Source organism: Pseudomonas sp. PDM01 (genome assembly GCF_014852325.1).
GTDB classification, from domain to species: Bacteria; Pseudomonadota; Gammaproteobacteria; order Pseudomonadales; family Pseudomonadaceae; genus Aquipseudomonas; species Aquipseudomonas migulae.
The window spans coordinates 386,319-399,410 of record NZ_JACVBK010000005.1 but is presented as its reverse complement, the minus strand read 5'-3'; the positions used below and the strand labels follow the sequence as shown (position 1 = coordinate 399,410).

The window sequence follows — 13,092 nt, the reverse complement described above, 5'->3', positions numbered from 1 at the left end:
TTGGTACAACGGTCAACCCGCAGTCTAAGCGGCTAATATGGCACTTCAATGCTGTCGATTGTCCGGGAACCGCGCTTTATGCAAACCGCCTACACCGTCCTGATCCTGTTGATGCTGGTCAGTGTTTCGCGCCTGGTCGGACGCGTGATCCCGTTGCCATTGCCGCTGGTGCAAATCGGTGCCGGCGCCTTGCTGGCCTGGCCGACGCTCGGTTTGCACGTCGCCCTGGACCCGGAATTGTTTCTGTTTTTGTTTCTGCCGCCGCTGTTGTTCTCCGACGGCTGGCGCATGCCCAAACGCGAGCTTTGGCGACTGCGGGGGCCGATCCTGACCTTGGCGGTCGGCCTGGTGCTGTTTACCGTCGTCGGTGCGGGTTACTTCATTCATTGGTTGTTGCCGAGCATTCCGCTGCCGGTGGCCTTTGCCCTGGCGGCGGTGTTGTCGCCGACGGATGCCGTGGCCGTCTCGGCGATTTCTCAAAACCGACTGCCGACACCACTGATGCACATGTTGCAGGGCGAGGCGCTGATGAATGACGCGTCGGGCCTGGTGACCTTCAAGTTCGCCCTGGTCGCGGCGGTGACCGGGGTGTTCTCGCTGGCCAACGCCAGTCTGACATTTGTGTTGGTGGCGGTTGGTGGCCTGGCGGTCGGTGTCGCACTGAGCTGGCTGGTCGGGCGTTTGCGCTCGTGGATGATTGCTCGCGGTTGGGATGATCCGGCGACTCACGTGGTCTTCATGTTGTTGCTGCCGTTTGCGGCTTACGTGCTGGCCGAACGCCTGGGGGGCTCGGGGATTCTGTCTGCCGTGGCGGCCGGGATGATGCAGAGCTGGCTCGATCTGCTGCCGCGCCAGACCAGCACCCGACTGCTCAACCGCAGCGTCTGGTCACTGTTGGAGTTCGCGTTTAACGGGCTGATCTTCCTGCTGCTGGGTTTGCAGTTGCCGGACATCATCAAAGCCGTGGCCAGCCACGAAACTTCGTTGTGGCCAACGCTGCTGTATCGCTGCCTCGACGTGGTGGCGATTTTCCTGGTGTTGGTGGTGTTGCGGTTTGTCTGGGTGCAGAGCATCTGGCGATTGTCGGGGCTGCTGCGTCGTTGGCGCGGCAAGGGCGAAATGACGCAAGTGCCGACGGCGCGCTCCTGCTGGTTGTTGACCGTCGGTGGGGTGCGCGGTGCGGTGACGCTGGCGGGTGTGTTGTCAGTGCCGATACTGATGGGGAATGAGGCGTTTCCTGAGCGCGATCTGCTGATTTTCATCGCGGCCGGGGTCATTCTGCTGTCGCTGATTGCCGCGTGTATTGCATTGCCATTGCTGCTGCGCGGCATCGAGAAGAGCCCTGACGACAAACGTCGCAGTGAAGTACGCGATGCCTGGCGCAAGACCGCCGAAGCCGCCATTCATGCGCTCGAAACCGAAGAGGCCAATCCGCAGGACGCCGCCCAGGCGGCGCTCGCTGTCGAACTCAAGGCACGGATCATGTCCGAGTATCGGCATCAACTGGAGGTGTTCAACGATTCGGCGGAAGCCCAGGCGCTGGCGTTTCAGATGGACCTGCTGGAACGGCGTCTGCGCTTGAAGGCGCTGCGGGCGCAACGCCTGGAGTTGTATAAGCTCAGCCGTCACCACCAGATTGGTGATGACGTATTGCGCGAGGTGCTGGGGGAGCTGGACTTGAGCGAAGCCAATCTGGGGCAGGTGAAATAGCGTCGCTCGTGCCGGCAAGCCGGCACCTACAGGTTTGTGGTTATTTGCGGCGCTGGATGAAGGCGCGGATGCGTTCAGCGGCTTCCACACACTCGGCCAGTGGCGCAACCAGCGCCATACGCACCCGACCGGCACCCGGATTCGCACCGTCAACGTCACGGGACAGATAAGAGCCAGGCACCACGGTCACGTGTTCTTCGACGAACAGATCGCGGCAGAACGCCTCGTCATCACCTTCAACATTCGGCCACAGGTAAAAACCGCCATCCGGGCGCTGCACGTCCATCACCGGGCCGAGGATTTCCAACACCGCGTCGTACTTCTCGCGATACAACGCACGGTTGGCGCGCACATGCACTTCGTCATTCCACGCAGCAACGCTGGCCAGTTGAGTCTGAACCGGCATCGCGCAGCCGTGGTAGGTGCGGTACAGCAGGAAGCCTTTGAGAATGTCGGCATCACCGGCCACGAAACCCGAACGCAGGCCCGGCAGGTTGGAGCGCTTGGACAGGCTGTGGAACACCACGCAGCGTTTGAAGTCCTTGCGGCCCAGTTCCGCGCAGGCGCTGAGCAGGCCGGCGGGCGGGGTTTGTTCGTTGAAATACAGTTCGCTGTAGCACTCGTCCGCAGCGATCACGAAGTCGTACTCATCGGCCAGGGCGATCAGTTTTTTCAGGGTTTCGACCGGGATCAGCGCGCCGGTCGGGTTGCCCGGCGAGCACAGGAACAGGATCTGGCAACGCTTCCAGATGTCCGGGGAAACGGCATCGAAATCCGGGTTGAAGCCATTCTCGTCCAGGCACGGCAGGTAATGCGGCTTGGCGCCGGCGAGGAACGCGGCACCTTCATAGATCTGATAGAACGGGTTCGGGCTGACCACCAGGGCGTCGTCGCCACGGTTGACCACGGTCTGGGTGAACGCGAACAGCGCTTCGCGGGTGCCGTTCACCGGCAGCACGTTGCGCGCCGGGTCGAGCCAGCCGTTCGGCACGTTGAAGCGGCGTTCGCACCACGCGGCGATGGCTTCACGCAGGGCCGCAATGCCGAGGGTGGTCGGATAGACGGCCATCTGGTCCAGATTGCTTGCCAGGGCTTCGGCGACAAAGCTTGGCGAACGGTGCTTCGGCTCGCCGATGGACAGCGCGATAGGGCGCTTGTCCGGGTTTGGCGTGACGCTGCCGAGCAGGGCGCGGAGCTTCTCGAACGGGTAAGGCTGCAACTGGGACAGAGCGTTGTTCATCGGTAGATCTCGTTCAATGTGGAGGCCTGCCCTCTGTAGGAGCCGGCTTGCTGGCGATTGCATCACTCCGGTACGACTGACACACCGAGGCGATGCTATCGCCAGCAAGCCGGCTCCTACAAAGGACAGGTCTCCACAGGGGGAAATTTGTTAATTCAGATACTGATTCGCGACAGTTTGATATCGGGTTCCTGGCTGACACTGAGCTGTTCGACGATCGCATCCTGCAAACGACTGCACAACAGTGGGTCAGACAACGGTTGGTTGTTGGCGTCGGTAATGAAGAACACGTCTTCCACACGCTCGCCTAGCGTGGCGATCTTGGCGTTCTGCAGTGACAGGTCGAATTCCAGAAAAATCGTGCCAATCCGCGCCAACAACCCTGGGCGATCCGGGGCGCTGAGCTCCAGCACTGTCACCGGGCGCTGGGCGTCGTTGTGGATCGTCACCTGAGGTGCAAACGCGAAATGCTTGAGCTGGCGCGGTACGCGACGCTGGATGATCGTCGGGTAATCGTCCGGGTTGCGCAGGGCTTCGGTCAGGCCTTCGCGAATCTGTTTGACCCGCGCCGGGTTATCGCCAATCGAGTCGCCGTCAGTGTCGAGCACGATGTAGGTGTCGAGGGTGAACTGGCTGCTGGAGGTGATGACCCGGGCGTCGTGAATGTTCAGGTTGAGCTGGTCCATCGCGGCCACGGTCACGGCGAAGAAGTCGTGCTGGTCCGGCGCGTAGATGAAGATCTGCGTACCGCCCTCGAACTCGCGCTGGGTGGTTTCCTTGATCAGCACCAGCGGGCCGCCATCGGCCGGCTGCTGCAGGATCGCATCGGTGTGCCAGGCCACATCGCCGGCGGTGTGACGCAGGAAATAGTCATCGCCCAGTTGCGACCACAACTGCTCGACGTCGTCGGGGTCGTTGCCGCCGCGTACCAGAATGTCCAGGGCTGCGCTCTGGGTCTGGCGGATCTGCATTTCGCGATCCACCGGGTTTTCCAGGCCGCGACGCAACGCACGCTTGGTCTCGGTGTAGAGCTGGCGCAGCAGGCTGGCGCGCCAGGAATTCCACAGCGTCGGGTTGGTGGCGTTGATGTCGGCGACGGTCAGCACGTACAGGTAATCCAGGCGGGTTTCGTCACCGACGATCTGCGCGAAATCATGGATCACCTGCGGGTCGGACAAGTCCTTGCGCTGGGCGGTGGTCGACATCACCAGGTGGTTCTGCACCAGCCAGACGATCAGGCGGCTGTCCCAGATCGGCAATTGATGGCGCTGGCAAAAAGCTTCGGCATCCACTGCGCCGATTTCCGAGTGATCGCCATGCCGGCCCTTGCCGATGTCGTGGTACAGCCCGGCGAGATAGATCAGCTCGGGCTTGGGCAGCTTGCCCATGAGCTTGCTGGCCAGCGGGAATTTTTCCGACACTTGCGTGTACTGCAACTTACGCAGGTGCTTGATCAGGTTCAGGGTGTGCGCATCGACCGTATAGATGTGAAACAGGTCGTGCTGCATCTGCCCGACAATGAAGCCGAACTCCGGCAAATAGCGCCCGAGGATGCCGTAACGGTTCATCCGCCGCAGGTTGCGATGAATGCCGATCTTGCACTTGAACAGTTCGATGAACAGGCTGGTATTGCGAATGTCGTTGCGGAAATCGTCGTCGATCAGGTGCCGGTTTTCCCGCAACAGACGAATGGTGTCGGCGCGCACGCCCTTGATTTCCGGCTGCTGGGCCATCAGCACGAAGATTTCGAGCATGGCGAACGGCGTGCGGCGGAACACGTTGTCGTTGCGCGCCTCGATGTAGCCATCGTGCAACTGGAACCGCGAGTTGATCGGCTGCGGTGGCGCTTCGTCTTCGGGCGCGAGGATGACTTCCTCGAAGTGCTGGATGATCAGGTCGCTGAGCTGGGCGATGCTCATGACCACCCGGTAATACTGCTGCATGAAGTTTTCGATGGCTTGCTTGGCGTCATCGCCCTTGAACCCCAGCAGGCCGGCAATCGAACGCTGGTGGTCGAACAGCAAGCGGTCTTCCGAGCGGCCGGCGAGCATGTGCAGCGCGTAGCGGACTTTCCACAGGAATTCCTGGGATGAAGCCAGCAGGGCGTTTTCGCTCTCGACCAGAAACCCTTCGCCGGCCAATGCCCGCAGGTTCAGGGTGCCGTATTCGCGACGGGCGACCCACAGAATCGTCTGAATATCCCGTAGTCCGCCGGGCGAGCCTTTGACGTTGGGTTCCAGGTTGTATTCGGTGTCGTTGTACTTGTGATGACGGGCCTTTTGCTCGGCGCGTTTGGCCAGGAAGAACTCCTTGCTCGGCCACATGTGCGCAGTGCTGGTGACGTCGAGCATGCGCTGGCGCAAGTGCTCGGGGCCGCAGATGGTGCGGCTTTCCATCAGGTTGGTGACGACCGTCAGGTCGGCGCGGGCTTCAACGGCGCATTCTTCGACCGAGCGAACACTCTGACCGACTTCCAGGCCGATGTCCCACAACAACGTCAGAAAACGCTCGATGGAATCGCGGAAAACTTCGTGGTCGGCGCTGTCCAGCAGGATCAGCAAATCGATATCGGAATAAGGGTGCAATTCCCCGCGACCGTAGCCGCCGACCGCGACCAGCGCGATGTCGGCATCTTCACTCCAGTTGAACTGCTCCCAGGCCTTTTGCAGGATGTTGTCGACGAACCACGCTCGATCCTCGATCAGCCGGCGAATCTCCCGGCCGCTGCGAAAGCGCTCGTCGAGCACCTCGCGCGCCTGGCGGATCGCCTTCTTGAAGGCCGCGATCGGGCTGGCCTTCAGGGCCAGTTCAGCCTGGAACTGGCCACGGTCGAAGAGTTCGGGATCCACCTGTGGCATCGATTGGCTTTCCTATCTATAAGGCTGAGAGCTGTGCGGACCGGATCAGGCCGAAACGCGCGGGATGGTGTCGTCGCTGCGCAGGGTGAAGATCTCATAACCGGTTTCGGTCACTGCCAGGGTGTGTTCCCACTGGGCCGAGAGCTTGCGGTCCTTGGTGATCGCGGTCCAGCCATCGCCCAACACCTTGGTGTCGGCCTTGCCCTGGTTGATCATTGGCTCGATGGTGAAGGTCATGCCCGCTTTCAGTTCCATGCCGGTGCCGGCGCGGCCGTAGTGCAGGATCTGCGGTTCTTCGTGGAACACCTTGCCAATGCCGTGGCCGCAGAACTCGCGAACCACCGAGAAGCCGTTCTTTTCGGCGTGCTTCTGGATCACTTCACCGATGTCGCCCAGGCGGCAGCCGGGTTTGACGATTTCGATGGCCTTGTACATGCATTCCTGGGTCACTTGCGACAGGCGCTCGGCCCAGACCGGCACTGTGCCGACGTGGAACATGCGGCTGGTGTCGCCGTGGTAGCCGTCCTTGATGACGGTGACGTCGATGTTCAGCGTGTCGCCGTCCTTCAATGGCTTCTCGTTCGGGATGCCGTGGCAGACCACGTGGTTGATCGAGGTACAGATCGACTTCGGATAGCCTTTGTAGTTGAGCGGGGCAGGGATGGCCTGCTGCACGTTGACGATGTAGTCGTGGCAGATGCGGTCCAGCTCTTCAGTGGTGACGCCCGGCTTGACATGTTCAGCAATCATTTCCAGCACATCGGCGGCCAGTTTGCCGGCGACACGCATTTTTGCGATGTCCTCCGGGGTTTTGAGGGTGACGGTCATACAGGCTCTCTCTACGCTCGATGGCGCTTGTCAAAACGGAATGGGCAGTGTGCGATCAATCTTTACCGCCCTGAAAAACGCGATTCTAACAGACGAACAGCGCAAATCTGAGCCTCTGTACATCGCTTCTCTCTATAGATAGGCGCATTCTTGAGCGATTCCAAGGGCGCGGATAAAGGCGCGCGTCAGGAATTGAGAATCCGGGTTCCGTTTTTGCGAGCCTTGTGATATAAAATGCGCCGCTTTCCGGGGATACCCCGAAAGGCTTAAATCCACACACGTGTCGACACGATGACCTGGGTGCCTTCAGCTGATGCTGCTGGTTGGTCATTGGGATACGTGGAGGCCAAACCCGACTTATTAAGGAACTATCATGTCCCAAGTCAACATGCGCGATATGCTGAAGGCCGGTGTGCACTTCGGTCACCAGACCCGTTACTGGAACCCGAAAATGGGTAAATACATTTTCGGCGCGCGTAACAAGATCCACATCATCAACCTTGAAAAAACCCTGCCAATGTTCAACGAAGCTCTGACTTTCGTAGAGCGTCTGGCCCAGGGCAAAAACAAGATTCTGTTCGTCGGCACCAAGCGTTCCGCTGGCAAGATCGTTGCTGAAGAAGCAGCACGTTGCGGTTCGCCGTACGTCGATCACCGCTGGTTGGGCGGCATGCTGACCAACTTCAAAACCATCCGTGCTTCCATCAAGCGTCTGCGTGACCTTGAAGTACAAGCCGAAGACGGTACTTTCGCCAAGCTGACCAAGAAAGAAGCGCTGATGCGCTCCCGTGACCTGGAAAAGCTGGATCGTTCCCTGGGTGGTATCAAGGACATGGGCGGTCTGCCAGACGCTCTGTTCGTTATCGACGTTGATCACGAGCGCATCGCGATCACCGAAGCCAACAAGCTGGGCATCCCGGTTATCGGCGTAGTCGATACCAACAGCAGCCCGGAAGGCGTTGACTACATCATCCCAGGTAACGATGACGCAATCCGCGCTATCCAGCTGTACATGGGTTCGATGGCTGACGCAGTAATCCGCGGTCGCAACCACGTTGCTGGCGGCACCGAGCAGTTCGTTGAAGAAGCTCCGGCAGCTGCAGCTGAGTAACTGACGCCTTGGCGTTGACTCAGTAAGCAAAAAGGGGGCTTGGCCCCCTTTTTGCCACCTCGAAAACCATTTGTCCGGTGGCGCATTTACATCATTTGTAACTTGCAGCTGCTAACAAGGGTGGTTCGGGAAGAATTGAACGCCCGTTCGATCGGGTGGAATGGTTGAAAACCTATCCAAGAGGAATTTTGAAATGGCAGAGATTACTGCAGCGTTGGTCAAAGAACTGCGCGAGCGTACTGGCGAAGGCATGATGGACTGCAAAAAGGCCTTGACCAAGGCTGGCGGCGACATCGAAAAAGCCATTGATGACATGCGTGCTTCGGGCGCCATCAAGGCTGCCAAGAAAGCAGGCAACGTGGCTGCTGAAGGCGCTATCGCTCTGAAAGAAGACGGTAAATCCGCCGTTCTGCTGGAAGTGAACTCGCAGACCGACTTCCTGGCTCTGCAGGACGACTTCAAGGCATTTGTTGCTGCAAGCGTTGAAAAAGCGTTCGCCGACAAGCTGACTGACGTCGCTCCGCTGATCGAAGCTCAAGAAGCTGCTCGCCTGGTACTGGTCGGCAAGGTTGGCGAAAACGTCAACATCCGTCGCCTGGTTCGCGTTGAAGGTGATGTTGTTGGTGGTTACCTGCACGGCAACAAAATCGGTGTTGCGGTTGTTCTGAAGGGCGGCGACGTTGAGCTGGCCAAAGACATCGCTATGCACGTAGCGGCCAGCAACCCTGAGTTCCTGCTGCCATCGGAAGTTTCTGCTGAAGCTATCGAGCGCGAAAAAGCCGTGTTCCTGCAGCTGAACGAAGAAAAAATCAAAGGCAAGCCAGAAAACATTGTTGAGAACATGGTCAAAGGCCGTATCAGCAAGTTCCTGGCTGAAGCAAGCCTGGTTGAGCAGGCGTTCGTCAAGAACCCTGAAATCAAGGTTGGCGAACTGGCCAAGAAAGCCGGTGCAGAAATCGTTTCTTTCACCTACTTCAAAGTAGGCGAAGGCATCGAGAAGCCGGTCGACAACTTCGCTGAAGAAGTTGCTGCCCAGCTGGCTGCCGCCAAGCAATAAGACGGTTTTTTAACTGTCGCCCTGAAGAGGCTGCCCGCTTACGCGCGCAGCCTCTTTTCAGATGGGGCACCAATTTTTAATTGGTTTCCTTTTGGAACTGGCTTACAAAGCCATGTTCCGATGGCGCTGAAGCAGCGCCAAGCTAGAGTGAACGCCAGCTGTAAACAGCTCGCAAAGAATTTTTAAAATACGCCGCAGGAGAGATTCGCAATGGCTCAGCAGGGCAGTGGTTATCAGGCTCGCTATAAACGCATTCTACTCAAGCTTAGCGGCGAGGCCCTGATGGGCTCGGAAGAGTTCGGGATCGATCCGAAAGTTCTGGACCGCATGGCGCTGGAAGTCGGCCAACTGGTCGGCATCGGCGTCCAGGTCGGCCTGGTGATCGGCGGCGGCAACCTGTTCCGTGGTGCAGCGCTGAGCGCGGCGGGCATGGATCGGGTCACCGGCGACCACATGGGCATGCTGGCCACCGTGATGAATGCCTTGGCCATGCGCGACGCGCTGGAACGTGCCAATATCTCGGCCATCGTGATGTCGGCGATTTCCATGGTTGGCGTGACTGATCACTACGATCGTCGCAAAGCCATGCGCCACCTGAATGCCAAGGAAGTCGTGATCTTCGCGGCCGGTACCGGCAATCCGTTCTTCACCACGGATTCGGCGGCCTGCCTGCGAGCAATCGAAATCGATGCCGATGTCGTGCTGAAAGCGACCAAGGTCGATGGCGTCTACACCGCTGATCCATTCAAAGACCCGCATGCCGAGAAGTTCGATCATCTGACCTACGATGAAGTGCTGGATCGCAAGCTGGGTGTGATGGATCTGACCGCCATTTGCCTGTGCCGCGACCACAAGATGCCGTTGCGCGTATTTAACATGAACAAACCCGGCGCCCTGCTGAACATCGTGCATGGCGGCGCTGAAGGGACCCTGATCGAGGAAGGCCAACAATGATCAACGAAATCAAGAAAGACGCTAAAGAGCGTATGCAGAAATCCGTCGAGTCGCTGATGCACAACTTCGGCCGTATTCGTACTGGCCAGGCGCACCCAAGCATCCTCGAAGGCGTGATGGTGCCGTACTACGGTTCCGACACCCCGATCAAGCAAGTCGCCAACATCACCGTCAAAGACGCCCGTACCCTGCAAGTGGTCGCTTTCGAGCGCAACATGCTGGGCGCCGTCGACAAGGCCATCGGCAGTGCTGGTCTGAACCTCAACCCGACCAACCTGGGTGAGTTGCTGCTGATCTCCATGCCGGCCCTGACCGAAGAAACCCGCAAGGGCTTCACCAAGCAGGCTCGCGATGTCGCTGAAGATGCCCGTGTTGCCGTGCGCAACATCCGTCGTGATGCGAACAGCCAGCTCAAGGATCTGGTCAAGGAAAAGGAAATCAGTGAAGACGAAGAACGTCGCGCCACTGGTGAAATTGATGATCTGACCAAAAAGTACGTGGCTGAAATCGACGCGAATTTGGCGCAGAAAGAAAAAGACCTGATGGCCGTATAAGGGTCGCGTTTTCATGGAAAAGACCAAGCAGTCAGTGCCGTCCGCGGTGCCGCGTCATGTCGCGATCATCATGGATGGCAATAATCGCTGGGCGAAAAAACGCTTTATGCCAGGTGTCGCCGGGCATAAAGCGGGTGTGGACGCAGTTCGTGCAGTGATCGAGGTGTGTGCCGAGGCCAAGGTCGAGGTATTGACCCTGTTCGCCTTCTCCAGCGAGAACTGGCAGCGTCCGGCCGATGAAGTCAGTGCCTTGATGGATCTGTTCTTCAAGGCGTTGCGTCGTGAGGCCAAGCGCCTCAACGACAACAACATCAGTCTGCGCATCATTGGTGACCGTTCGCGTTTCCATCCGGAGCTTCAGGCTGCGATGCGTGAAGCGGAAGCGATGACCGCGGGCACCAATCGCTTCGTTCTGCAGATCGCCGCCAACTACGGCGGTCAGTGGGACATCGCGCAAGCCGCACAGCGTCTGGCGCGGGAAGTTCAGGCCGGGCATCTGCGTCCGGAAGACATCACCCCGGAACTGTTGCAAACCTGCCTGGCCACTGGCGATCTGCCGTTGCCGGACTTGTGCATCCGTACCGGTGGCGAGCACCGCATCAGCAACTTCCTGCTGTGGCAACTGGCCTACGCCGAGTTGTACTTCTCCGACCTGTTCTGGCCGGACTTCAAACACGACGCCATGCGCACCGCGCTGGCCGATTTCGCTTCTCGCCAGCGCCGCTTCGGTAAAACGAGCGAGCAGGTCGAGGCTGGGGCCCGGGTTTAATGCTCAAACAACGAATCATCACCGCGCTGATCCTGTTGCCGATCGCCTTGTGCGGGTTTTTCCTGCTCGAAGGCTCCGGTTTCGCGCTGTTCATCGGGCTGGTCGTGACCCTCGGTGCCTGGGAATGGGCGCGTCTGGCGGGCTTCACTGAGCAGCCGATCCGCGTTGCCTATGCTGCAGTCGTCGCGTTGATGCTGTTTGTCATGCATATCCTGCCGGGCCTGGCACCTTGGGTGCTGGGCGCTTCGGTGCTGTGGTGGGGCGTGGCGACGTACCTGGTGTTGACGTATCCGCGTTCGAGCGAGCGTTGGTCCAGTGCGGCGACCAAATTGGTGATTGGCTTGTTGATTCTCCTGCCGGCCTGGCAAGGTCTGGTGCAGATCAAACAATACCCATTGGGCAACTGGTTGATCATGGCCGTCATGGTGCTGGTCTGGGGTGCCGACATCGGTGCTTACTTTTCCGGTCGGGCCTTCGGCAAGCGCAAGCTGGCACCGCAGGTCAGTCCCGGCAAGAGCTGGGAAGGCGTGTATGGCGGCCTCGCGCTGAGCCTGGTCATCACCGTTATTGTCGGCCTGGTTCGCGACTGGACGGTTGCCGAGCTTTTCAAAGGGTTGATCGGTGCCGCAATTATCGTGTTCATCTCGGTAGTGGGTGACCTCACCGAAAGCATGTTCAAGCGCCAGTCCGGGGTCAAGGACAGTAGCAATCTGCTTCCCGGCCACGGTGGTGTACTCGATCGCATCGACAGCCTGACGGCAGCGATCCCGGTGTTCGCGGTGTTGTTGTGGATGGCGGCACCGTGAGCCGCCCTCAACAGATTACCGTTCTGGGGGCTACCGGCTCGATCGGCCTGAGCACGCTCGACGTTATTGCCCGTCATCCCGAGCGTTATCAAGTGTTCGCCTTGAGCGGTTTCACTCGCCTGAGTGAGTTGTTCGCGTTGTGCGTCCGTCATACGCCACGGTTCGCCGTTGTGCCAGAGCAGGGCGCTGCCCGAGGCTTGCAGGACGACTTGCGTGCGGCCGGGTTGTCGACCCGCGTTCTGGTGGGGGAGGAGGGGCTGTGTCAGGTCGCCGCCGATCCTGAGGTCGATGCCGTCATGGCCGCCATTGTTGGCGCGGCGGGCCTGCGCCCGACGCTGGCGGCGGTCGAGGCTGGCAAGAAAATACTCCTGGCCAACAAAGAAGCACTGGTGATGTCCGGTGCGTTATTCATGCAGGCCGTACGTAAAAGCGGTTCGGTGCTGCTGCCGATCGACAGCGAGCACAACGCGATTTTCCAGTGCATGCCGCAGGATTTCGCTCGTGGGCTGGGTGCGGTCGGTGTCCGTCGGATCTTGCTGACAGCTTCCGGTGGTCCTTTCCGTCAGACGCCTATGGCTGAGCTGGTGCATGTAACCCCTGATCAGGCGTGTGCCCATCCGAACTGGTCCATGGGGCGCAAGATTTCGGTGGATTCGGCCAGCATGATGAACAAAGGCCTCGAGCTGATCGAAGCCTGCTGGCTGTTTGATGCCAAGCCGTCCCAGGTCGAAGTGGTGATTCACTCGCAGAGCGTGATTCATTCGCTTGTCGATTACATCGATGGTTCGGTCCTGGCTCAGTTGGGTAATCCCGACATGCGTACGCCTATTGCCAATGCGCTCGCCTGGCCCGAACGTATCGACTCAGGTGTCGCACCGCTGGATCTGTTTGCCATTGCGCGCCTGGATTTCCAGGCTCCCGATGAAGAGCGTTTCCCATGCCTGCGCCTGGCGCGTCAGGCCGCAGAGGCTGGCAATAGCGCGCCAGCCATGCTCAATGCGGCGAATGAAGTGGCTGTCGCGGCCTTTCTCGACGGGCGGGTTCGCTATCTGGAAATCGCGAGTATCATCGAAGAAGTGTTAAATCTCGAGCCCGTGGTTGCGGTGGATGATCTCGAGGCGGTGTTCACGGCTGACGCGAAAGCGCGAGTACTGGCTGGGCAGTGGTTGAGTCGTCACGGGCGGTAAGTGCTGCAATACGTTGGC

At 59.4% G+C, this 13,092-nt stretch carries 11 protein-coding genes; 8 read left to right on the top strand and 3 right to left on the bottom strand.

The features are described 5' to 3' along the window. Positions 1–78 precede the first annotated feature (78 nt). The gene (locus IB246_RS15570; protein WP_008039389.1) at positions 79–1,710 is read left to right on the top strand and encodes a Na+/H+ antiporter; all 1,632 of its coding nucleotides are present in this window, start codon (positions 79–81) and stop codon (positions 1,708–1,710) included. A gap of 40 nt (positions 1,711–1,750) precedes the next feature. Here IB246_RS15570 and dapC read toward each other — a convergent pair whose 3' ends face one another. The 3 genes from dapC to map all read right to left on the bottom strand — a co-directional run bounded on the left by dapC (position 1,751) and on the right by map (position 6,636). Then, a complete protein-coding gene (gene dapC, locus IB246_RS15565; RefSeq protein ID WP_008039390.1) occupies positions 1,751–2,950 on the bottom strand; it encodes a succinyldiaminopimelate transaminase in 1,200 nt (399 codons plus the stop codon). Positions 2,951–3,105: 155 nt separating this feature from the next. Beyond that, on the bottom strand, positions 3,106–5,808 hold the full coding sequence (locus IB246_RS15560) for a [protein-PII] uridylyltransferase (RefSeq protein ID WP_008039391.1): 2,703 nt from the start codon (positions 5,806–5,808) through the stop codon (positions 3,106–3,108). A 45-nt stretch (positions 5,809–5,853) separates the two neighbouring features. Beyond that, positions 5,854–6,636: a type I methionyl aminopeptidase gene (gene map / locus IB246_RS15555; protein WP_008028962.1), complete on the bottom strand. Its 783-nt coding sequence runs from the start codon at positions 6,634–6,636 to the stop codon at positions 5,854–5,856. A gap of 373 nt (positions 6,637–7,009) precedes the next feature. Here map and rpsB point away from each other — a divergent pair, with 373 nt between their 5' ends. From rpsB to ispC, 7 genes are all read left to right on the top strand, one after another. Beyond that, positions 7,010–7,747, top strand: coding sequence for a 30S ribosomal protein S2 (rpsB, locus tag IB246_RS15550; RefSeq protein WP_008028964.1), 738 nt, complete (start codon positions 7,010–7,012; stop codon positions 7,745–7,747). Positions 7,748–7,940: 193 nt separating this feature from the next. Then, positions 7,941–8,804 carry a translation elongation factor Ts gene (gene tsf, locus IB246_RS15545; RefSeq protein WP_008028965.1) on the top strand — a complete coding sequence of 288 codons (864 nt, stop codon included), beginning with the start codon at positions 7,941–7,943 and terminating at the stop codon, positions 8,802–8,804. 210 nt (positions 8,805–9,014) lie between these two features. Beyond that, positions 9,015–9,758: a UMP kinase gene (pyrH, locus tag IB246_RS15540; RefSeq protein ID WP_003172271.1), complete on the top strand. Its 744-nt coding sequence runs from the start codon at positions 9,015–9,017 to the stop codon at positions 9,756–9,758. Next, positions 9,755–10,312 carry a ribosome recycling factor gene (gene frr / locus IB246_RS15535; protein ID WP_008028968.1) on the top strand — a complete coding sequence of 186 codons (558 nt, stop codon included), beginning with the start codon at positions 9,755–9,757 and terminating at the stop codon, positions 10,310–10,312. The genes pyrH and frr overlap by 4 nt, the downstream gene beginning before the upstream one ends. A gap of 13 nt (positions 10,313–10,325) precedes the next feature. Further along, complete coding sequence (gene uppS / locus IB246_RS15530; RefSeq protein ID WP_008039394.1) at positions 10,326–11,081, top strand: polyprenyl diphosphate synthase; 756 nt, start codon at positions 10,326–10,328, stop codon at positions 11,079–11,081. After that, positions 11,081–11,887, top strand: coding sequence for a phosphatidate cytidylyltransferase (locus IB246_RS15525; protein WP_008039396.1), 807 nt, complete (start codon positions 11,081–11,083; stop codon positions 11,885–11,887). Before uppS ends, IB246_RS15525 begins: the two co-directional genes overlap by 1 nt. Then, positions 11,884–13,074: a 1-deoxy-D-xylulose-5-phosphate reductoisomerase gene (ispC, locus tag IB246_RS15520; RefSeq protein WP_008039399.1), complete on the top strand. Its 1,191-nt coding sequence runs from the start codon at positions 11,884–11,886 to the stop codon at positions 13,072–13,074. Before IB246_RS15525 ends, ispC begins: the two co-directional genes overlap by 4 nt. Positions 13,075–13,092 lie beyond the last annotated feature (18 nt).